A 22812-nucleotide genomic window follows, 5' to 3' on the forward strand; every position below is an offset into this window, starting at 1 on the left:
ATATGGTGGATATTAATATTGTTAATTTCTTGACAGGAGCAAGGTTGGTGAAAGATTTATACTTAGGGGATACGGAAGCTGCTGTAGTAGCAAATTTAGGTAACCCTACCGCGGAAGAAATTTATAAATCTTCAACCAGGAAGTTCCTTCATTACAAGAATGTAAGAATTTCAATTAATAATGGAAATTTAGATGGGATTGACATTTTTTTTATGAAGGATAATTCAAGTTATAAACTCGATAGCAGTATTTCTAGTGAAATCAGTTCTATTTCTCGCCATACAAGTTTGCCTGAGTTTTTGCTTCTCTGCCAAGAGCTAAATCAAGAATACAGGTTTGATTTAGTGTCGGATGAAGACTATTTCAAAATAATTATCAATAGTAAGGTGCTTGTTGTGTACTATCTTTTAACTGGAGAATTAGAGAGAATTAGTAATTGGGGAGGGTATGGGTTGCCTTAGTTGTATTTTGAATTTTACTATTTATCTCGATTGTTTTATAAAATTAATTCATAAACATACGTAAGCATTTTGACGAACACTTAACATCTCTATACTATGAAATCCTTACTTTTAACCATTGGCTTACTGACCATTACCTTACTTTCGTATAGCCAGAACATTTACCAGATACGTGCGGACAGTGTGCGTATCTATAACGATTGCGATACCGCGGAATTCATTCTTGAAAACCATACCCAGATGGTGCCTGGTTATTTGTACAACAAGGGCCGTGGGCGTACCGAATTCCGCCGCATGCGCTTTATAGACCTGGGGCTTGGAATAATCGCTATCGGCGACCAGGATACGCTGAACTTAGGCAACTCCTCTCTAGGCGACCAGTTTATCCGGAACCAGTTCAGTACGGCACAATTGGCGGATTACTGGATCAAAGGCCGGGGTAGAGTGGACAGCACGTTTACGCTGGGCAAGTATAAGAATAATGCGGCGGAGGATAGTGTGTTAACGACGGATGTGAATGGGAATTTAAAACTTAAATATGCTGGAGAAACCAGTGTTAATATTTATAATAGTGATGGTTCGCTTACCAGTAACAGGACTTTAACAGGGAATAATTATACATTAACTCTCACGGGTATTGGAAACTACAATATTGAATCATCTTATCAATATCAATTAGCCCAAAGTGCTGGTGCTCCTGAATATAGCTCGCTACAATTACTACCAGGTATTGCGTCCTTGCAAACTGGGAGCAACCTGATCCCTGAAGCGAGAATTGATATGCAAAAGGCTGATTCATCAATTACTTTTCAAGTTGCAGCACCTGGATATCCCATTTCCACACCAACCATGAAATATAAAAATGGATTCCTGTTTATTGATAAGTATAAGAACAATGAAACAGAAGACAGCGTACTTACAACAGATGCCAATGGTATGCTTAAATTAAAATACTTAGGTTCCGATTTTTATACAGCTGATGGCACCTTAACCAGTGACAGATATGTGAATGGAGATAGTCACGCAATTGAATTCAATACCGGAACAGGTTTTTTTGCATCAGGGCAATATCAAGGTAAGGAATATGGCATAGGAACTTATGAACGCCCTACGCAAAACAACGGCGTTCGTGTTACCTGGGGGTATAATGAAATGCAAGTAAATGAAACTGCGATACGATTCGCTGTCTCAGACCTTTATCCAGGTATTTACCAATTCGTTATACAAAGTTATGGTACAGAAACAGGCCGTGCTCAAATAGATGCCGCCAAAATTGGCTATCAGACCGGAGCCTGGTATAATACCAACCCTACTGTTCCCCTGGATGTATACAAAGCTCCTAATAACGGCTACACGGCAGCTATGCGAATTGTAGATGGCAACGAAGGCGCAGGCAAGGTTCTCACTTCTGACGCCAACGGTTACGCCACCTGGCAAACACCCGCCTCCACCATGTCCGCTGCCAGCTCTGGCACTATGAGCATCACCAGCGTCTCCTCCAGCACCACCCTGGATGATTCCCAATACACGATCCTGGCAAACAACACTTCCGCTATCACTGTTACCCTGCCCGCCGCTGCTTCCAACACCGGCCGCATTTATTTTATAAAAAAGGTTAGCAGTAATTCCAGCAGTGTTACGGTAGCAACCTCTGGTGCGGACACAATAGATGGCACATCCAGCTACGCTATCAGCACCTATAACAAAAGTATACAGGTGCAGAGTGATGGCAATGCCTGGTATATTCTAACCGCCTTGTAATCATCCCGCCAGCCCGCCAACTTTAACAAATAATAAGAAATCCTAAATTGTAAAATTGAAATTTTTCTTCCTATCTTGCCGGCATGACAAAAAGAAGCGATTTCGTCTATTCAACCTACAGCGAACCACACCGTATTAGAACAAAGGAGATCCTTAAAAAACATCCCAGTATCAGGAACCTGATCGGGAAAAATCCCTGGACTTTTATGGCCATTGTAGGATTGGTAGCGTTCCAGATAGTGCTGGCCTGGCTGGTGGCAGACCAGTCCTGGTGGATAGTGGCAGGCGCGGCCTACCTGCTGGGCGCTTTCGCGGATCACGCCCTGTTCGTGATGATCCATGAGTGCGCGCACAAGCTTATATTTAAGAAGCCGGCGGCCAACCGGCTGGCAGGCATCTTCGCCAACATCCCGCAGGTAGTGCCCAGCTCCGTATCCTTTGAGCGCTACCATATCAAGCACCATTCCTTCCAGGGAGTGCATGAGCTGGACGCCGATCTGCCCAACCGCTGGGAGGCCCGGCTGATCAATAACTATTTCATCGGGAAGGCCATCTGGTTGCTGTTCTTTCCCATCTTCCAGATATTCCGTATCTCGCGCCTGAAAGAGATCAAGCCTTTTGACGGCTGGATCGCGCTGAACTGGCTGGTGCAGATCGCGTTCGTAACGGCCATTTCGCTGGTTTGGGGACCTAAAGCCATCGGCTTCCTGGTGCTGAGCTTCTTTTTCTCCGTAGGACTGCACCCCCTGGGCGCCCGCTGGATACAGGAGCACTACCTGACCCATGGCGAGCAGGAAACCTACAGCTACTACGGGGTATTGAATAACGTAGCTTTCAATGTGGGATATCATAACGAGCACCATGATTTCCCTTCCATTCCCTGGAACCGGCTGCCGGAAATAAGAAAAGGCGCTTCCTCATTTTACGATACGCTTTACTATCACACTTCCTGGACCAAACTGTTCTTCCGCTTCCTGTTTGACAAGGAGATATCCCTGTTCTCCAGGATCGTGCGGAGCAACCGCGGCAAGGTGCAGCTTACTGATGAATCCAGGCCGGATGCAGAAATGACGAAAGAGCAGGTACAGGCAAACATCAATGCTTCCGAACAGGTAAGATAATTCAGCCTTCATAATGCTTTCAATACTTTCCTGGCCCGGGAGATGAACCCGGGGGAAGGGCTATGCTGCAGTTGGTCTTCCACCAGCAGCCGGATCTCGTTCCGGATATCAGGATAATCCTTTGCCAGGTTGGCCAGCACCGTCATAGAACATGCACGTACGGCCACCGTTTCCTGCGGATCGGCCAGCAGCTCAAAACAATGATGCATCACCGCGCCATGCAGGGCAGGAGGGAAGCCGCTCAGGCGGCCTGCTTTTCCGTGGGCGTTACCCTTAATTCCAGCACCCGGTTTTGCCGGATCACTTTCATGAACTGGAACTGCCCGATCTTTTCCCGGCTGAGCTGCCGGAACAGCGCGTCAGCGGTTTCCAGCGGGGTGTCATTAAAGGAAATGATGATGTCCCCGTCCTGCAGGCCGGCTTTGGCGGCCGGGCTGCGCTCCTCCACACCGGTTACGAAGAGCGCGGTCCTGTTCTTTAACTGCAGGGCGGTGCGCAGTTTGGGCACCAGGGTGATCTGCTGTAGCAGCACGCCCAGGTAGCCTTTCCGGACCTTGCCATATTGCATCAGCTCCGCGGCTATCATCCGGGCGGAGTTGATGCTGATGGCAAAGCACAGGCCCTGTGCGCCCTGGATGGTGGCCGTGTTCACGCCTACCACCTCGCCTTTGAAATTGATCAGCGGCCCGCCGGAATTACCGGGGTTCAACGCCGTGTCTGTCTGTACCAGGTCGTTGATCAGTTGGCCATGCTCATTGCGCAGGGAGCGGCCCAGGGCGCTCACCACGCCGGCGGTTACCGTGTGCTGGAAGCCCAGCGGGTTGCCGATGGCAATCACCAGTTGACCGATCTGCAGCTCATGGGCATCGCCCAGCCGGGCCACCTGGAAATCAAAGGCGGAGGCCTTCAGGATGGCGATGTCCGCATCCACATCCTCGCCCACCAGGGCGGCCGGGTAGGTGCTGCCGTCGTGCAGCATCACGTTAAAATACTGGCCCTTGTGCACTACGTGGGCATTGGTAAACAGAAATCCATCGGAAGAGAAGAAGAACCCGGAACCGGTACCGGTTATTTTCCTGTGGGCATCCAGCCGCTCTATCTTTACGACTGACCTGCCGGCGGCTTCCACCGCATGATGGATGATCTCAGAATAAGCATCCATGTCACCTCCTTGTTTTAAGTGAATGTCGCAACACATAAAACAGGCCAGGGATGAAAGGCGACAAAAAGACAGGCCCATTACTACCATGCTGCTCATCAGCGCAGTGCTGAGCTTCCTGTGGTTCATTATCGGAAAATTCTCCAGATAGCCTACCTTTACCGTTTCACTTTCGAACGATATCAACGCCAGAACCATTGCTAAGAAAAGAGTTTCGCATTATTCTGCTTTCCCTGTTGGTGAGCTTCCTGCTCACGGCCGCCAAATTCACGGCTTACTTCCTCACGCACTCCGTGGCTATCCTGTCGGATGCGCTGGAATCCATCATCAACGTGGTGGCGGGCGCTTTTGCCAGCTACAGCATTTTCCTGGCCGGCAAGCCCCGGGACGAGAACCATCCCTACGGGCACGGCAAGGTGGAATTCTTTTCCATCGGCTTTGAAGGGGCTATGATCTTTATAGCCGGCTGCCTGATATGGGTAAAAGCGGCGCAGTACTTTTGGGGCGAGTCCCAGTTGCGGGAGGTTACACAGGGTATCTGGCTCATCAGCGCCACCACGCTGGTCAACCTGTTCCTGGGGCTGTACCTGGTGCGGGTTGGGCGCCGCCTCTCGTCCATCACTATTTCCGGCAACGGGCAGCATATCATGACGGACGTGTACAGCAGCCTGGGGCTGATCGTGGCGCTGGCGGCCATTCACTTTACCGGCTGGACCTGGCTGGACCCGGCGGTGTCCGTCATCATGGGCGGACTGATCCTGCGGAAAGGCTATCAACTGCTGCGACGCTCTGTTTCCGGGTTGATGGACGAAACGGACATGCAGGTGGTAGACCGGGTGATACAGATACTGCGGGCGCATCGCCGGGATACCTGGATCGATGTACATAACATGCGGGTACAGCAGTATGGCAATAACTATCATATTGACTGCCACGTTACGCTGCCGTACTACCTGGAGCTGAGCCAGGCCCATGATGAGCTGAAAGCCATAGAAATGCTGGTGAACCGGGAATTTCCCAATAGCGAGGTGGAGTTCTTCATCCACCCGGACCCCTGCATCCCAGCCTGCTGCCATTATTGCCAACTGGCGCAATGCCCGGTGCGCAGTGAAGCCTTTACGGGCAAGATCACCTGGAAACGGGAAAATGTGCTGCCGAACCGGAAGCACGGATGAATGTGCTGATCCTTGTTAATCCTCGTACTCTTCTTCGCCCTCTCCATGCCCCAGGATAGCGCGTACCGGCCGGATGGCCTGGTAAATACCGCGGTCGTAGCGGTTGCCAAGAATAATAAGGGTGGATGTGTCCTGGATAAAGCGATAGAACACCGTGTTGTTGCCATGCCACCAACCGTTATGGTATACGATCTTCTGGCTGCTGTCCGGGTATTCCATCAGCCGCCAGCCCAGGCCGTAGTTGCGGACGCCCGGTTTTTCATAGCTGTAGCCGGAATAAGCGGCTGCCAGTGTCTCCGGTTTAAAAAGTTCGCCGGAATACAGCGCCTGGTCCCATTTCAGCATGTCCTGCGCGGAGCTGTAGATGCCCTTGTCGCCCACTACGCCGTCAAAATAGGTGTCTGGTTCGGGGCGGCCGTTGTACTTGTGGCTGGTGGTCTGGTGGGGGCGGGGCGTGCTGCTGGGGTCAAACACAAAGGTGTTGTGCATGCCCAGCGGCTCAAAAAAGGTTTGCCGCATAAAGTCGGCATATTTGCGCCCGCTGATCTTCTCGATCAGGGCGCCGAGTATGATATAGTTGGTATTGCAGTATTGAAAATGCCGGTCAGGCTGGTGCTCTACCGGCGGCTTGTGCTGTATCATCAGCCGGATCACCTCGTTGTTGGTCAGGAAGCGTTCCTTGTCTTCCCAGAGGCTGTCGCAGAAATAGAGGTAATTGGGCAGCCCGCTGCGGTGGTTGAGCAGGGTCCTGATGGTAATGCCCATGTAAGGGAAGTCCGGGTAATACATCTGCAGGGTATCTTCCAGCCGGAGCTGCCCGCGCTCCATGAGCCAGAGAATGCCCATGGCGGTAAAAGTTTTGGATACGGACGCCAGTTGAAAGGAAGAATTTTCACTGATCAGCATTTTACTGCGGTAATCCTCTATGCCATGGTACTGCTCAAATATCACCACGCCCTTTTTGGCTACGATCATGGCCCCGTTAAAACCTGTTCTCAGCAGCCGGTGGGAAAAGAAGTCCGCCAGCTCGGCCTGCTGCTGTTTGGTGCGGGGAGCATTCAGGACGGCTTCCTTCCGCCTTTCACTTTCTTCCAGTGCATAAATGGAGTCTTCCTTTTTGTTCCCGAGGGATCTTTTCTCGCGTGCGGCGTTGCTCTGGCAACCGGAGATGGCAGCTACGGCAATGCCGGATATGGTCAAAATGTAAAAAAGTACTTTAAAACGCTTCATCAACACTAAATGTTAGGCTTGCACCGCTAACTACTATATATTTTTCTAAAAACGCAACAAACTACCGCATATTTTTTGAGAATATCAAATTTGCCGGCGCCCCTGTTTGATTATTGCCGGACATCTGTTAGGTTTGTGCCCTGTTTTCCTCCGTAGCCACAATTATTGAGCCAATTGTGCAAGCGCGAACTATGCATAATAACATTCTAATATATGGAGCAGAAGTTGACAAGTTATCCTAAGGAAAAGATCAATATCCTGTTGCTGGAGAACATCAGTGACGCCGCAGTAGCGGAGTTCAAGCACGCGGGCTATGCAAATACCCGCCGCCTGACGGGGGCGCTGAGCGAAGAGCAACTGATCAGCGAGATAAAGGATGTGCACCTGCTGGGAATCCGGTCCAAAACCCAGATCACCGCGAAAGTGCTGGACGCCGCCAAAAAGCTGCAGGCGATCGGGTGCTTTTGTATCGGCACCAACCAGGTGGACCTGAAAAGCGCCAAAGAGCACGGTGTGGCCGTATTCAACGCACCGTACTCCAACACCCGTTCCGTGGCGGAGCTGGTCATTGGCTTGTCCGTTATGCTCATCCGCCGCATACCAGACAAGAACAAGGCCGCCCATGAGGGTACCTGGATGAAGGAGGCCAAAGGCAGCTACGAACTAAGGGGAAAGACCCTGGGCATCGTGGGCTATGGCAATATCGGCAGCCAGGTGAGCGTACTGGCGGAGGCCATGGGGATGAACGTGATGTATTACGATGTGGAGACCAAGTTGCCGCTGGGCAACGCGGTACAGCAGAAAAGCCTGGCAGAGCTGTTCTCCGCGGCAGACATCATTTCCCTGCACGTGCCGTCTACGGCGATAACGAAAAACATGATCAACCGGGAAACCCTGCAGCATGCCAAAAAGGGATCCATCTTTATCAATTACTCCCGTGGTGAGGTAGTGGACCTGGATGCGCTGAAGGAAGCCCTGGAAAGCGGCCGGGTGTCCGGCGCGGCAATAGACGTGTTCCCGGTAGAGCCGGAAAAGAACGGCGCGGCTTTCAGCACCCCGCTGCAAAACCTGCCCAACGTGATCCTGACCCCGCACATCGGCGGCAGCACGGAGGAGGCGCAGCACAATATCGGCCTGGACGTGAGCAGCAAAATGCTGAACTACCTGGAAAAGGGCGCCAGCTTCGGCTCTCATACGGTGCCGGCCATGAGCGTGCCGCCCATTGAAAATACGCACCGCATCCTGCACATCCACCAGAACGTGCCGGGCGTGCTTTCCGAGATCAATACGGCTTTATCTCAAAAGAAGATCAATATACTGGGGCAGTACCTGACCACCAATGAGCAGATCGGCTACGTGGTGCTGGATGTGGATACGCAATTGTCGCAGGAGGCTTTTGCGGCCCTGAAGGAAGTAAAGCACACGATCAAGACAAGGTTACTTTATTAATAAAGTGCAAATGAAAAAGCAGCGATGCCTGGCTAGCCGGGGCGTCGCTGCTTTTTTTATGGTAGCAGCATGTGCTATACGATATTGCCGGATCCCGTGATACCGCTCAGCAGGTTCCGGATACCATTGCCGATATTGGCCAGGCCGTGACCGAAGCCTCCGCCAATGAGCATCAACCCGTTGCCGAGGTTGGTGAGCCCTGCGCCGAGGCCATTGCCCAGTCCTGCGAGCCCTGTTCCCAGTCCTCCGCCCAGCATGGCCAGTCCTGCCCCAAGGCCGGTGCCCAGCCCGTTCAGGCCCAGGAGGTCAAAGCCGCCGTTGGTGGCGGCCAGTTCATTTTCTGTTAATGGAATTAATTGTTGATCGGGATTTTTCATGTTAACGATGTTTTACAGTGAAAAGAAATGATGATGGAATGTTGCGGAAGCACCGGGGGAAACATCACCTGTCCGGGTACCGGAAATTGCTCAGGAAGGCGGCCGTGCCTGCGCCGTTGGAGGTCAGGAAATTCGCCATACCGGTGGACATGGCGGCATAACCGGCTCCTACGGCGGTGGCGTACGCGGTATAATCAACGGAACTGCCGCCTGTTGGGCTGGCAGCAAAAAAATCAAACAGCGCCCCTCCGGTAGTGGAGCGCAGTTCATGAGGAGATAATGACAGGAATTGTTCGATGTTTTTCATAGTACAACAGTTTAATGGATAAGAAATGGTTGCATGCTCATCGCTATTATTAACCCGCTGGCAGCAAAAAGGTTTAAACAGGGGCGGCAGTAAGGGCATAAAAAACGGGACACTCAGTGTCCCGCTATATCAATAAATAATTATATGATGCTTTTTCTTATTCGGTTACCGTAGCACGTTCACGATACCGTTCAGCACTATCGGCGCACCGTCTGCTTCGTTCTTGTAGGTCACCCACCAGATATAAGTGCCCACATTGGCCTGCGGGCCGCCGTGCAGCGTGCCGTCCCAGCCTTTCCTGGGATCGCTGTCGGCATATACCAGTTGTCCCCAGCGGTTATAAATGCGCAGTTCGTAGCCGTACATTGCGCCGCGGCTCAGCACCGGGCGGAAACGGTCATGCCGGCCGTCGCCGTTGGGGGAGAAGGCATTGGCAAAGGTAGGTTTCGGATCGCAGGGCGTGTAGGTCACCGTAATGTCGTCTTCCGCGCTGCCGCAGTTGTTGGACACGGTCACGGAATAGGTGCCGGCCTGGCTTACGCTGAAGGTAGGCTCGGTAGAGCCGTTGGACCACAGGGTGTTGCTGATGCCGTAGCCGTCTGCACGCAGGCGCAGGGTTTCCCCGTTGCACAGGATGGTGTCGTTGCCCAGCGCTACCTCGGGCAGGCCGTCGCAGTATACGGTAATCACCTGCCGGGCGGTGGCCACGTTGCCGCATTGGTCGGTGGCGGTCCAGGTACGGGTGAGGCGGAAGCTGCCGCAGGCGCCCGGGATGTCTACCGGTTCCTGTGTTTGTGTACGGCTGATGCTCACGCTGCCGCAGTTATCGGTAGCGGTTACGTTTGCGGCCGGTTCCGGCACGGCATCGCAGGTTACCTGCGCATCCGCCGGCGGCGGTATGGTAAATACCGGGCGGGTGGTATCCTGTACGGTAATGGTTTGTGTAAGGGTGCTGGTGTTGCCGCAATCGTCCGTGGCGGTCCAGGTGCGCAGCACCTCGTAGTGGCAGTTGCCGCCGCCAATGTCCCGCACCTGGTCTGCAGCCGTAGCGGTAATGGTATTACCGGTGCAGAATTCCGTAGCGGTGAGCGTAACGGCAGGGGGGATGGCCCCGCACTGCACGATGGTATCGGCGGGCGCCGTGGAGGTGAATGCCGGCGGCGTCAGCTCCTGTACCGTAATGGTCTGTACCACGCTGTTGCTGTTGCCGCAGGGGTCCGTAGCCGTCCAGGTGCGGATCAGGCGGTAATTGCTGGCGCAGGCGCCGACAATGGTCTGCCGGGTTTCCACCGGTGCAATGGTCATAGCGCCATAGCAGGAGTCGATCGCATCCAGGTCAATGGCAGGCGGAATACCGTCGCAGTTTACCGTAGTATCTGCCGGCTTGGGCGTGATGAACACCGGGGCCGTTCTATCCTGTACGGTAATGGTTTGCGCTGCGGTAACGGTAAAGCCGCACTGGTCCACGGCGGTCCAGGTACGGGTAATGGTCTGATCGCAGCCGTTCACCGCGGTCTGGTCTGTATAGGATATGCTCAGGGGCATGTTCCTGTATGGTGCATGGCTGAACTGCGGCATGCCGAACAGGGCGGTATAATCCTGTCCCTGCCTGCATTCCACGGTCAGCGGGTCGGGCACAAAAACGACGGTAGGCGGCTGGTCCACCACGGTCACCACTACGGAGTCACAATCCGAATTGGCGCAGGCGCCGGCGCTTTCTGCACGCAGGTAGTAAGTGGTGGTCTGGTTTACAGCCACCGTAAGGGCAGGGCCGGTACCCAGCGGGGTACCGCCGCAACTGCCGGCATACCATACCCAGTTGGCCCCTGCTGCCAGGGCGCCGCCATAGGCGGTCAGGTTCACGTTATCGCCGGCGCAAAGTTCCGGCCTGTCTGCTACTACGGAATCCGGCATTACGGAAGCCGCTTCCACGGTTGCGGAGAAAGCGATGTCTGCGCGGCAACCGGGACCATCGTTCTTAATCGTCAATATAAAATCATAGGTACCGGGCGCCATGCCGGCAGGGTAGGGCACCGTAATGGGAGAACTGCCCAGGGCCTGGTCCATTAAGGCCGTAAAGCCAGGCATGGCATTGGCGGCTGCCGGCGCTATGTCATATTTTGTCGGGTTGTCGCTTACGGAAGTAAAGGGCAGGGAAATAGCCGCCGTGCTGTTACAGGAGCTGGGCACTACGTCCAGCACAATACCCGGTTCATTCTTCTTGCTCAGGATCACGGTATCCGGTTTGCCGGTACAGGCGGCATTGGAGATGGTCCAGGTCAGCATCACATCCTGGATGCCGGTGACGGTCACGGTCGTGTTCTCCGCGTTGGCGTTGTCAATGGCGGCCGTGCCCTGCAGCAGGTCCCAGGCGCCTATGGCGCCTGCCGGCGGGGTGTTGGCGGCCATGGTAAATACGTCCGTGGTACCGCACTGGGTCTGGTCCGGTCCGGCCAGGCTGGAAATGGGCACTGCCACATTCATCAGCACGACAGTGTCGGTGCTAACGCAGGCTGGGTTCGATGTTTTGTGCACCGACCATACCAATGTGACAGATTGCCCACCGCCCAGGCCAGTTATAGGAGTCATAGGATCGGCAATTGAAGTGATAACGGCGCCGTTGGCAGGACCGGCAATGCTCCATTCTCCCGCTTCGTCCGCTCCCGGCATTGCGTTCATGGTAAAATTCCCGTCATTGCACTGGCGGATGGTATCCGCGCCGGCGTTTGCAACCGGGATATCCATCACCGTTATATCTTTTGTGGCGGTCACCACGCACATGCCGTTGGTCACCGTGGCCGAGTAAGTGTTTATACCCGGCGCGGGAGGCGTATGCGTTATTTGCGTGGTGATATCATTGGTGGGCGTCCAGAGTATCTCGTAGAGCGCCAGTGAATTGTCTATTTCCAGCGTTATGGCATCGCCCAGGCAAATGTTCTCCGGCCCGGTGATGGTATCCAGCACCGGCTTGTCGTCCACTATCACCACGGCATCGCCCGTACGGGAGCAAACGCGGCCCGCGCCGTAGGATTTATAACCGGTAACAGTGTACACAATGGAGGAGGTAGGCCATACCTCTACCTGTTCCGCGGTAGTATCCAGCGGCAGGTCCCATACATATTCATCGAAGCCGCCGGTGGCGACCAGGATAGCCGTATCGCCTATACAGATCTCGTTGTCCGCTACTTCCACTTTCGGGTTAGGCAGCAGGAGCACCTTGATGGGTACGGAGGGCGCGGCGCAGCTTTCCGTATTCAGGTCTTCGTATATCTGTAAGCGAAAGTAGATACTGTCTACAGTGGTGGGATTCCCTTCCAGCAGCAGCGCGCCTTCCACGAAATGCAGGGCGTCGGTGGTGGTGCCGCTCACGCCATCGCCATCGCCGTCGATGGTGGTCCAGGTGGTGCTGTCATGGCTGTACTGCCAGATATATACCGGGTTCTGGAAATAATTTTTCGGCGTATAGTCCGATGTAAGATTGGTAGGGGAGCCGGCGCACATGGTATATACGGTGCCCAGCGGGTCCATCTGCCCGTCAAAGAAAGAGTAGATATAAGGCGTACAGTAGGCAAATGAAATATCGTCTATGGCAATATTGTTGCCGCAGCCACCGGAACCGGCATTCCTGATCTGCACGATCACATCGGTGTTGGCGGGCAGTGTTTTAAAACTGAAAGCATACTCCTGCCAGCCGTAGTTATTTACCGTGGTTTGCAGGGGGATGGAAATATCGTTGGTGTTAAAGGAGGCCAGTACGGTAGTGCCGGTTTGATCCAGCACTTCAAAAATAACGCCGGGGTTCTGGTAACCGGCGCAGCCGTTCTCGAAAAAGTTCGGGTTATCAATATTTTTGAACCAGGCGCCCAGGCGGTATACGGCGCCTTTACAAAGGCCGTTGACCGCCTTGCGGTAGAGGATGTTCTGCTGGGCGTCGCAATTGGCGATCAGCATGGCGCCGTTGGTGTTCCTGGTATGGTCGTTCGTGGCGATCCAGTCCGGGTGCAGCACATTGTTGGTGGTACTGTGCACGTAATATTGTTCGGGCTGTAGGGCTGTGGTGGTATTGGCGGTATACTGGGTGGTGCCTCTTGCGATGTCCAGCGCCATGGGTATGGTGGTGGTGCCAAAATCCTCCGTAAAGCCGGCCAGGTCGGTAGTGGTGGCGCCCTTGCATACGGGCATGGCGCAGTCTGTTACGGTAATGTCAGCATCGATCAAATAATGAGCGCCACCAGCATCCACCATGTCGGCCTGCACCTTATAGACGCCGGGCACCATAAATTCAATAACGATGGATTGATTAGCAGCCTGGTAGGTATTTACGGCTCCATATAGGACGTTATAATCTGTACCGGGGGTACCGATATTCACAAGCCACCTGGTGTCGGTTATCGTTTGTCCATTCACGTAAGCATTCAGTGTGGCGTAACGTTCATTATCGTCTGCAGTAGTGCAAACGGTTTGGGGCGCATTGATCACTGCTTGCCCGAGCACGGTCCCACTACTCACAAAAGCCATGATCAGGCATAGGAAGGCTGATAGTCTTATCACTGGTCTGAAGTATTACTAAAAAACAATATTATTCCGAGCAGAGCGTAGTTGGCGTACCTCTATTAGTTAAATTGTTGGCATAGGTATAAGTTCCACATTTACAGCCCGGTACACTAGAAATAAAGCATGTAGCAATTTGTCATTTTACTAAAATATTAAATAATTAAAAATATCTATGTGTTGTTTTAAAAAAGAGGGATTCGCATGAGTGGAATCCCTCTTTTTATAAAAGTGATTACTGGTTACTTGATAACGGTTACTTCACCCTTGATCACGTTCGGGTTGCCGCCCGGCATTTTCTTGTAAGTGAGCCACCATACATAGGTGCCTACGCCTACCGGTTCGCCGTGGTACCTGCCGTCCCAGCCTTTCTTGCTGTCGCGGCCCAGGTAGATCAGCTCACCCCAGCGGTTGAAGATGCGCAGCTCATATTCATACATCGGTCCTTTTACCACCGGCCTGAAGGAGTCGTTCCGGCCGTCGCCATTGGGCGAGAAGGCGTTCGGGAAGGTCGGTTTCGGATCACATTGCGTATAATCTACTGTTATCTGGTCGGTATAGCTGCCGCAATCGTTGAACACGGTCACGGTATAGGTGCCGGCGCGGGTCACATCCAGGAACGGACCGGTAGAACCGTCGGACCACAGCACGCTGGTAACATTGGAGCCATCTGCACGGAGGCGCAGCGTTTCGCCGATACACATCATGGTGTCATTGCCCAGCTCTATGTACGGGGTGGAGGTCACCCATACTTTCACACTATCCATGTATACGCGCTGGCAGAAGCGGTCCATTACAGCCAGCCGGTACTTGCCGGTAGCGTCCACCTGTTTCACCGGGTTGGGATCGCCGTCGTCCCAGAGGTAGGAGATGGCGTCCTGGGTGGTGCCGTCTATCGTAATACGGCCTCCCGGGCAGATCTCCCTGTTGGGTCCCAGCTCCACGTTGATGCCGGGCTGCAGGCGTACATTCACGGTATCTCTTACCATACAGTTATCCCTGGTTACGGTTACCCAGTACAGGCCCGGCTCATTCACCACGATAGAAGGGGAGGTAGCGCCGGTGGCCCAGCGGATATCCCCGCCATTAAGCACGTTCACGGTGAGCATGATGGACTGGTCAGGACAGATCGCTGTATCGCGGTTCAGGCTGATATCCGGCGGCGGATTTACGGTTACGTTCACCGTGTCGATGGTGATACAGCCGCTCTTGGTCACCCTTACCCAGAATTCTTCCTGCGTGCTTACCAGTATGCTGGAAGTGGTGGCGCCGGTGCTCCAGAGGTAGGTGGCGTCATCAACAAAGGCATCCAGTTTCACGCTCTGGCCGCGGCATATGCTGGCATCCGGCAGGTTCACCAGCGGCATGGGTATCACGTCTACCCGGATGGTATCGGTGGTTACGCAAACGCCATTGGTAACTGTTACCCAGTAAGTGCCGGCAGTGGACACATTGATGCGCTGGGTGGTTTCACCGGTAGACCAGCGGATGGTGTAGTTGAAGTTGGCAGCGCCGGCATCCAGTATCAGGTTGTTGCCACCACAGATGGTGGTATCCCTGCCCAGGTTCACCATGGGCCTGGTGCTGTACTGGAGATCGTATGTTACGGTATCGGACACACAGCCGGTTACGCCGTCCTGCACGATGAAGCTGGCCTGCGTAGCGCCGTTCAGGTTAAACATATTGCTTGCCTGGGACAGCGGCACCTGTACGGCATTGGCGGGTGTTACGCCTACCAGGGTATAGATCGGGTTGCTGACATTATTCTGTAATTGTAAAGTGAATACCGGGTTGTCGGAACAGTTCACCGGCAATACAGGGTCCAGCTCCGGTTTCGGGCATGGGTTCACGGTAATGCGCTGTACCATTTCGGCAGACTGGTTGCCACAGTTGTCGGTGATGCGCCACCTCCTGATGATGGTGTAGCCGGCGCATACGTCCCTGGTATAGGGGTCTTCTACGGCCGTTACCCTTCTCGGGAAGCCGGGATCGCAGTTGTCGGTAGCGGTGAGCTGGGGAGCTGCCGGGATGGCGTCGCCACAGTTCAGTACCAGGTCTGCAGGTGCGGGCGCCAGTACCGGCCCGGTGGTATCCTGTACGGTGATGATCTGGCGCACCACGGAGGTGTTGCCACATGCATCTGTGGCGGTCCAGGTGCGTATCAGGCGGTAGTTGCTGCTGCAGGCGCCGGGAATGGTTTCGCGTACCTGGCCGCGGCTGATGGTCACGTTGCCGGCGCAGTTGTCCGTTGCCGCCACGTTATTGGCCGGCGGCGGTAGCTGGTCGCAGTTCACAGTGGTATCTGCCGGCGGCAGTACGGTGAACACCGGTCCTGTTGTATCCTGTACGGTGATAACCTGCTGCATGCTGGCCGTGTTGCCGCAATTGTCCGTGGCGGTCCAGGTGCGTATCAGGCGGTAATTGTTGCCGCAGTTGGGCTGCAGGTCCGTCCGCTGCTCGCTGGTCACTACCTGCACGTTGCTGCTGCAGTTATCCGTAGCCGTTACTGCAGGCCATGCAGGTACGCCATCACATTCCACGGTCACATCTGCAGGTTGCGGTATCGAGAACACCGGGCGGGCGGTATCCTGTACGGTAATGGTCTGTTGAACAGTGGCGGTGTTGCCGCATTCATCCCGGGCCATCCAGGTACGGATGATCAGGTAATTGCTGGCACAGGCGCCCGGTATATTCTGACGGGTATCCGTAGCGGTTACCGTGATGGTGCCCGGCGTACAGTTGTCTGTGGCCGTCAGGGTGGGCGCTGCCGGTACGGCATCGCAATTTACGGTGGTATCCCTGGGCGGTGTTACGGAGAACACCGGGCGGGTGGTATCCTGTACGGTGATGGTTTGTGTCAGCGTAGCGCTGTTGTTACAGCCGTCTGTAGCGGTCCAGGTGCGTATGATGCGGTAGTTGCTGGCACAAGCGCCTGGTATATCCTGGCGGGTTTCCACCGGTGTTACCACGATGGCGCCGGAGCAACTGTCATAGGCGTTCAGGTTCACCGCCGCCGGGATGGCGTCGCAGTTCACCGTGATGTCGGCAGGCCTTGTGGAAGTGAATACAGGCGCTTCCGTATCCACTACCGTAATGGTCTGGGATGCGGTGGTGGTCAGTCCGCAACGGTCCGTAGCGGTCCAGGTACGGGTAAAGGTCCTGGTACAGCCGCTGATGGTGGATGCGTCTGAGAATGTAATCGTGAGCGGCTCGTTGATATAAGGTGTATGGCTGAACTGCGGTGTGCCGAACAGGGTGGTGTAATCCATACCCAGCCTGCAGTTCACCGTCATCGGAGCCGGAACGAACACTACCACAGGCGGCCTGGTGATCACGTAGATCTTCACCGCATTGCTGATGCTGCTGGCGCAGGGGCCGGAAGTAACCACCCTCCTGAACCAGATGCTGTCCTGGCTGACGGTGCCCGGTGCATAGGTAGCAGCAGTAGCGCCCGGGATGTTGGTAAACCCGGTAGTGCCGCTGGTAGTGCTGCGCTGCCATTGATAAGTATAGGTGCCGTTGCCGCCGGTGATGGTGCCACCACCGATAGGCGCAGCGGTTTCATTTGCACAGATGGTCTGGTCGGCGCTGATGGTATTGCCTGCTACTACGTTCAGGTTGGACAGTACCACATCGTCGGTGCTGGCGGCACAGGGGCCGTTGGTAACGGTCCAGCGCAGGGTAGCGCTTGCGCCGGCAGGTACCTGTACGGTGGATGTCGGGCTGGCCGGGTTGGCAATCGTAGCGGAGCCAGCTACCACTGTCCACCTGCCGGTGCCTACAGCGGGCGCCGTGGCGGCCAGGGTGAAGGTGGCGTTGTTACACTGTTCCCGGTCCGGCCCGGCTGCAGCCGTAGAGGGCAGGCGGTAGCTTACCAGCGTTACATCGTCGGTGCTGGCGGCGCAGGTGCCATTGGTAATGGTCCAGCGCAGTACTACGGAGTCGCCTGCATTGACCGTTACGGTAGAGGTAGGGCTGGCCGGGTTGGCGATATTGGCGTTCGGGCCATATACTACCGTCCACCTGCCGGCGCCCACGGTGGGCGTGTTGCCGGCCAGGGTAAAGGACGTTACGTTACACAGGCGCTGGTCAGGCCCTGCCGCAGCGGTAGTGGGCTGGGCATAGCTTACCAGGGTGATATTATCGGAAGTAGCGGCACAGGTACCATTGGTAATGGTCCAGCGCAGCACCACGGAGTCACCTACTGCCACAGTTACAGTGGCGTTCGGATCATTTATATTACTGATGGCGGGATTGCCAAATACCCTTGTCCAGGTGCCGGTAGCGGTAGCTACAGACGGCGCGTTGGCGTTGAGAGTAAAGGAAGTGACATTACACAGTTTCTGGTCAGGACCGGCAGCGGCTGCTGCGGCCTGGCGGTAGCTCACCAGCGTTACATTATCGCTGCTGGCAGCGCAGGTGCCATTGGTGATGGTCCAGCGCAGTACTACGGAGTCGCCTGCGTTTAACGTTACGGTAGAGGTCGGGCTGGCCGGGTTGGCGATATTGGCATTCGGGCCATAAACTACCGTCCACCTGCCGGTGCCCACGGTGGGCGTGTTGCCGGCCAGGGTGAAGGACGTTACATTGCACCCGCGCTGGTCAGGTCCTGCCGCAGCGGTGGTAGGCTGGGCATAGCTTACCAGGGTGACGTCGTCTGTGCTGGCCGGGCAGTTACCATTGGTAACGGACCAGCGTAGTATTACGGAGTCGCCTACGGCTACTGTTACGGTAGAAGTGGGACTGTTCGGATTCGTGATGCTGGCAGCGCCATATACTATGGTCCACCTGCCGGTGCCTACAGCAGGCGTGTTTCCGGCCAGCGTGAAGGAGGTGACGTTACACAGTTTCTGATCGGGCCCTGCCGCAGCGGTGGTGGGCTGGCGGTAGCTTACCAGGGTCACATCATCGCTGCTGGCAGCGCAAACACCGTTGGTGATGGTCCAGCGCAGCACGATGGAATCGCCTGCATTGACTGTAACGGTAGAAGTGCGGCTGGCAGGATTGGTGATAGTGGCGTTCGGGCCGTATATAATGGTCCACCTGCCGGTGCCTACAGCGGGTGCATTAGCGGCCAGTGTAAACGATGTTACATTACACAGGCGCTGGTCCGGCCCGGCCGCCGCCGTGGTGGGTTGTCGATAGCTTACCAGGGTCACATCATCCGTAGAAGGCGTACAGGCGCCGTTGGAGACGGTCCAGCGCAGCACTACGGAGTCGCCCGCGTTCACCGTTACGGTAGAAGTGGGGCTGGCCGGGTTGGCAATGCTGGCATTAGGACCATATATTACGGTCCACCTGCCGGTGCCTACTGAGGGCGTGTTGGCTGCCAGCGTAAATGATGTCACGTTACACAGGCGCTGGTCGGGGCCGGCAGCCGCGGTGGTAGGCTGGCGGTAGCTTACCAGTGTTACTTCATCACTGCTGGGCGTACATACGCCATTGGAGATGGTCCAGCGCAGCACGATGGAGTCGCCCACATTCGCTGTTACGGTAGAAGTGGGGCTGGCAGGATTGGTAATATTGGCATTGGGGCCATATACGATGGTCCACCTGCCGGTACCCGCGGTGGGCGTATTGCCCGCCAGGGTAAAGGATGTTACATTACACAGGCGCTGGTCGGGACCGGCGGCTGCGGTGGTGGGCTGGCGATAGCTCACCAATGTTACGTTGTCGCTGCTGGCGGTACAGGTGCCGTTGGAAATGGTCCAGCGCAGCACGATGGAGTCGCCCGCATTTACGGTAACAGTAGAAGTGGGGCTGGCGGGGTTGGTAATATTGGCGTTGGGGCCATATACCACGGTCCACCTGCCGGTGCCTACAGTGGGCGTATTGCCCGCCAGGGTAAAGGATGTTACGTTACACAGGCGCTGGTCGGGACCGGCGGCTGCGGTGGTAGGTTGACGATAGCTTACCAGTGTTACATCGTCGCTGGCAGCGGGACATATCCCGTTGGTAACGGTCCAGCGCAGCACCACAGAGTCGCCTGCGGCTACTGTTACGGTAGCTGCAGGATTGGTTAAACTGCTGATGGTCGGTGTGGCGCCGGAGGTGTATACCACACTCCAGGTACCGCTGGCTGTGGGCACGCTTGATATCGTTGTAGCATTCAGCGTAAAGCTGGTCACGTTACAACGCTTCTGGTCCGGCCCGGCATTGGCCAGGCTGGCCGGGTTAATATAGTTGGTCAGTGTTATCTGGTCATCCTTGCCAGGGCATACTCCGTCCGGCGTACCCCAGTTAAGGGTAACGGTAGCGCCTTTAGGTACAATGATCCTGGTGTCTTCCCGGGTCACATCTTCTATAATGATCTGTGAAGCGGGTACGGAAGAGCTGATGATGCTCCATACTGCTTTGGCTGTATTGGCGCTGGGCTGGTTGGCCACCATGTTAAATACGGAGTCCTCACAGTGGTTTTGGTCAGGGCCTGCGTCTACGTTGCCCGGCATCGGGTATACATTTACGGTAGTGGATGCACAGGTAGTGGCAGGGCAGGGGCTGCTGGCATTTACAGCACGCACATAGAAAGTGGTGGTGGCGCTGATATTTACGGTAATGGTATTACCGGTGCCCAAGGGCGTACCACTGCCGCAGCCGCCGGCGTACCAAACCCACTGGGCGCCGGTCGCCAGGTTACCGCCCTGCACGGTGAGCGTAACGGGCCCGTTTACGCAGATCTGCGTAGTGCTGGCCGCAATACCGGTAGGCGGTGTGGATGGCGCAGCAATGGTTACGGAGAAGGATTTGGTCCTTTCGCAGCTCAGGGCCGGATTTCTCAGCACCAGGTTAAAGGTATAGGTGCCGGGCGCTGTGCCAACCGGGTAAGGCACGGTAATGGAAGTACCGCTCAGTGTTTGGTTACTAATGGCAGTAAAGCCGGGCATTGGGTTGGCGCCTGCCGCTACGATATCGTAACGCTGCGGGTTATTCACCGGGTTGCTGAAGGGAATGGTGAAGCTGCCGGTGTTGTTACAGGAAGCAGGGATGGCGCCGAGCGTTACATCCGGTTGATCCTGCACCACGATATCAATGCTGTCTTTGGCCTCGCAGGCGCCGTTGGTAACGGTCACCTTGTATTCATGGGTGCCTACGCTGCCAGGTGTATCAGTGATATCTGTTGTAATATCACCGGTGGGTTCCCATACGATGTCGTATATGGCATTGGCCGCATCGATGCTCAGGTCCACCGACTGGCCTATACAGATCGGGTTGGGACCGGTCAGGTTCAGGTTGAGCACCGGCATGTCGTCTACTATTACCGGGGCTTCCGCTGTACGGTAACAGGTACGGCCGGAGCCATAGTCCTTACGGCCGGTTACCGTATATGTAGTGGTAGTAGTAGGTGATACGGTCAGGCTTTCAGCCTCAGTGGCTGCCGGATCATCCCAGGTATAGGTGTCGTAGCCACAGCAGGCGGTCAGCGTGGCGCTGGAACCGATACATATTTGCGCCCCTGCCACCGTGATCCTGGGATTGGGCAGGAGGATCACTTTTATCGGGACGGAGGGCTGGGCGCAGGTCGTGTAGTCGTTGCCGCCCTCGTAGATCATCAGCCTGAAATAACGTTCAGTGATAACGGTCGGATGCCCGATCAGTAACAGGGCATCTTCGGCGAAGTGCAGCACGCTGGTGTTATAACCGGTCAAGCCATCACCGTCACCGGCAATGGTGGTCCAGTTTACGCCATCATCACTATATTGCCAGAAGTACCTGGGATCATTGAAATAGTCTGAAGGAGTATAAGCGGATGTAAGATTGGTAGCTGCGCCGGCGCACATGGTGTATTCGCCGCCCAACTGGTCCATCTGTCCATCAAAGAAGGAATAGATATAAGGCGCACAGTAGGCAAAGGAGATATCATCTATGGCAATATCGTTACCGCAACCGCCCGGATTATTGTTCCGGATCTGCACGATCACATCGCTTACGCCGGGAGGTGTTTTAAAGCTGCCGCCGTACAACTGCCAGCCGCGGTTAGGCGGATTGGCCTGCAACGGCATGGATACATCATTGGTATTGAAGGAAGCTAACAATGCGTTGTTAGCGGCATTTAATATTTCAAAGGTAACGCCGGCATAAATATAGCCACCCTGGCAACTGTTCTCCAACACCTGCTGACCATTGGCGTTGCGGAACCAGGCGCTGAAATTGTAAGTGGCGCCGGTACACAGTCCGTTTACCCTTCTGCTGTAAAACAGCATAGGCTGTATCGCGGAGTTAGCCACGAGCATAGCGCCATTTGTGTTTCCGGTATGGTCCAGGGACGCTTCCCATTCCGGGCGCAATTGCATTTGATTGGAAATGCTGTAGTAGTTATCATTGAGAGGATTAGTGAGTTGTGGATCATACTCAATTTCTCCCCTTGAAGGATCCAATTCTATACGGGTAGTAGTGGATCCAAAATCCTCCATAAAACCGGCCATATTGGTATTCTGGCCTCTACAGATGTCCATTGGACAGTTCTCTACCACAATCGTCCTGGTAATATTAGCTGTAGGTGTGCTGGTAGGGCCTCCGTTCCTTACCACCGCTCTGACGGTGTAGGTCCCCGCCCTGAGGAACTCAATCGTCATGGAGCGGTTATCGTCGGAGACACCTGCTCCTGTAGAGGGGGTATTGTAGTCGCCATATAATATATTAAAATCTGTGCCCTGTACTGCGAGGGTACCGGCAGGTCTCTCAATGGTCCAGGTAGTCCTGGTTCCATTATAACCGCTGATACTTACCGTAGCGTAGCGCTGGTTAGTAGGGTCTGTGGAAGAACACACCCTAGCTGGCGCGTTCATGTGCTGCCCCAGGGCGGTTCCCCGGGCAAAGCCTAAACATACAAATAGGAGGGCTAGTATCTTTTTCATGTTGCTTGTAATCAGTTGAGTGAAAAAAGTAATAGTCCGGCTGTTGTTAAGCATACCGGGGCACAATAGAACTACAATGATCTACAAGCGGAAAAAGTGCTGCAAGCTCCTGCGGGCTGGCATTTTGAGATAAGTAAACTAGTTTCATAGGCTCGGTGTTCATCGGTTTAATAATATATGATATGGATAAAATATGACGATATTTTGGAATTAAAATTATGAATAATATAGAAAATAAAAAATGTGTCCATGTCAAAAAGGCACCCAGGGGAGGAGGGGGGACCGCAAAAAGTCAGAAGGCAGATTTGATAGTCAATTGTTTACCGAAGCCCCAAATAGCATAAAAAAGTGTGAAAAAGTTATCCA

The 22812-nt window shown here is 54.6% G+C and carries 13 protein-coding genes; 6 read left to right on the top strand and 7 right to left on the bottom strand.

Going from position 1 to position 22812, the window contains the following annotated elements; all coding sequences use genetic code 11:
- Positions 1-2 precede the first annotated feature (2 nt).
- The 3 genes from LX66_RS17395 to LX66_RS17405 all read left to right on the top strand — a co-directional run bounded on the left by LX66_RS17395 (position 3) and on the right by LX66_RS17405 (position 3343).
- Positions 3-461, top strand: coding sequence for a hypothetical protein (locus LX66_RS17395; protein WP_145715916.1), 459 nt, complete (start codon positions 3-5; stop codon positions 459-461).
- 96 nt (positions 462-557) lie between these two features.
- Entirely contained in the window at positions 558-2222 is a 1665-nt protein-coding gene (locus LX66_RS28380) for a hypothetical protein (RefSeq protein ID WP_211366348.1), read from the top strand.
- Positions 2223-2305: 83 nt separating this feature from the next.
- Positions 2306-3343 (top strand): fatty acid desaturase, encoded by a 1038-nt coding sequence (locus LX66_RS17405; protein ID WP_145715918.1) that lies wholly within the window; start codon positions 2306-2308, stop codon positions 3341-3343.
- 8 nt (positions 3344-3351) lie between these two features.
- On the opposite strand, the gene LX66_RS17410 is transcribed toward LX66_RS17405, so the two are convergent.
- Together LX66_RS17410 and LX66_RS17415 are read right to left on the bottom strand one after the other, a co-directional pair.
- Positions 3352-3552 (bottom strand): hypothetical protein, encoded by a 201-nt coding sequence (locus LX66_RS17410; RefSeq protein WP_145715920.1) that lies wholly within the window; start codon positions 3550-3552, stop codon positions 3352-3354.
- A gap of 32 nt (positions 3553-3584) precedes the next feature.
- Positions 3585-4505: a S1C family serine protease gene (locus LX66_RS17415; RefSeq protein ID WP_145715922.1), complete on the bottom strand. Its 921-nt coding sequence runs from the start codon at positions 4503-4505 to the stop codon at positions 3585-3587.
- Between the two features lie 22 nt (positions 4506-4527).
- On the opposite strand from LX66_RS17415, the gene LX66_RS28535 reads away from it, so the two are divergent.
- Both LX66_RS28535 and LX66_RS17420 read left to right on the top strand, forming a co-directional pair.
- On the top strand, positions 4528-4653 hold the full coding sequence (locus tag LX66_RS28535; protein ID WP_262713214.1) for a hypothetical protein: 126 nt from the start codon (positions 4528-4530) through the stop codon (positions 4651-4653).
- Between the two features lie 46 nt (positions 4654-4699).
- Positions 4700-5677, top strand: coding sequence for a cation diffusion facilitator family transporter (locus LX66_RS17420; protein WP_145715924.1), 978 nt, complete (start codon positions 4700-4702; stop codon positions 5675-5677).
- Positions 5678-5692: 15 nt separating this feature from the next.
- On the opposite strand, the gene LX66_RS17425 is transcribed toward LX66_RS17420, so the two are convergent.
- On the bottom strand, positions 5693-6907 hold the full coding sequence (locus LX66_RS17425; RefSeq protein WP_145715926.1) for a serine hydrolase domain-containing protein: 1215 nt from the start codon (positions 6905-6907) through the stop codon (positions 5693-5695).
- Between the two features lie 213 nt (positions 6908-7120).
- Here LX66_RS17425 and serA point away from each other — a divergent pair, with 213 nt between their 5' ends.
- Positions 7121-8356 carry a phosphoglycerate dehydrogenase gene (gene serA / locus LX66_RS17430; RefSeq protein ID WP_145715928.1) on the top strand — a complete coding sequence of 412 codons (1236 nt, stop codon included), beginning with the start codon at positions 7121-7123 and terminating at the stop codon, positions 8354-8356.
- 74 nt (positions 8357-8430) lie between these two features.
- Here serA and LX66_RS17435 read toward each other — a convergent pair whose 3' ends face one another.
- The 4 genes from LX66_RS17435 to LX66_RS17450 form a co-directional block, all read right to left on the bottom strand.
- Positions 8431-8733, bottom strand: a complete 303-nt coding sequence (locus LX66_RS17435; protein ID WP_145715929.1) for a hypothetical protein — start codon at positions 8731-8733, stop codon at positions 8431-8433.
- Between the two features lie 64 nt (positions 8734-8797).
- On the bottom strand, positions 8798-9040 hold the full coding sequence (locus LX66_RS17440; RefSeq protein WP_145715931.1) for a hypothetical protein: 243 nt from the start codon (positions 9038-9040) through the stop codon (positions 8798-8800).
- 165 nt (positions 9041-9205) lie between these two features.
- Positions 9206-13591: a gliding motility-associated C-terminal domain-containing protein gene (locus tag LX66_RS17445; RefSeq protein ID WP_145715933.1), complete on the bottom strand. Its 4386-nt coding sequence runs from the start codon at positions 13589-13591 to the stop codon at positions 9206-9208.
- Positions 13592-13833: 242 nt separating this feature from the next.
- The gene (locus LX66_RS17450; RefSeq protein ID WP_145715935.1) at positions 13834-22446 is read right to left on the bottom strand and encodes a gliding motility-associated C-terminal domain-containing protein; all 8613 of its coding nucleotides are present in this window, start codon (positions 22444-22446) and stop codon (positions 13834-13836) included.
- Between the last annotated feature and the right edge of the window lie 366 nt (positions 22447-22812).

This window comes from Chitinophaga japonensis, from assembly GCF_007830125.1.
Lineage (GTDB): Bacteria > Bacteroidota > Bacteroidia > Chitinophagales > Chitinophagaceae > Chitinophaga > Chitinophaga japonensis.

Coding starts and splice junctions, on each gene's coding strand:
- LX66_RS28380 (WP_211366348.1), top strand. CDS start 558: ATGAAATCCTTACTTTTAACCATTGGCTTACTGACCATTACCTTACTT.
- LX66_RS17395 (WP_145715916.1), top strand. CDS start 3: ATGGTGGATATTAATATTGTTAATTTCTTGACAGGAGCAAGGTTGGTG.
- LX66_RS28535 (WP_262713214.1), top strand. CDS start 4,528: ATGTCGCAACACATAAAACAGGCCAGGGATGAAAGGCGACAAAAAGAC.
- LX66_RS17450 (WP_145715935.1), bottom strand. CDS start 22,446: ATGAAAAAGATACTAGCCCTCCTATTTGTATGTTTAGGCTTTGCCCGG.
- LX66_RS17415 (WP_145715922.1), bottom strand. CDS start 4,505: ATGGATGCTTATTCTGAGATCATCCATCATGCGGTGGAAGCCGCCGGC.
- LX66_RS17435 (WP_145715929.1), bottom strand. CDS start 8,733: ATGAAAAATCCCGATCAACAATTAATTCCATTAACAGAAAATGAACTG.
- LX66_RS17440 (WP_145715931.1), bottom strand. CDS start 9,040: ATGAAAAACATCGAACAATTCCTGTCATTATCTCCTCATGAACTGCGC.
- serA (WP_145715928.1), top strand. CDS start 7,121: ATGGAGCAGAAGTTGACAAGTTATCCTAAGGAAAAGATCAATATCCTG.
- LX66_RS17425 (WP_145715926.1), bottom strand. CDS start 6,907: ATGAAGCGTTTTAAAGTACTTTTTTACATTTTGACCATATCCGGCATT.
- LX66_RS17405 (WP_145715918.1), top strand. CDS start 2,306: ATGACAAAAAGAAGCGATTTCGTCTATTCAACCTACAGCGAACCACAC.
- LX66_RS17410 (WP_145715920.1), bottom strand. CDS start 3,552: ATGCATCATTGTTTTGAGCTGCTGGCCGATCCGCAGGAAACGGTGGCC.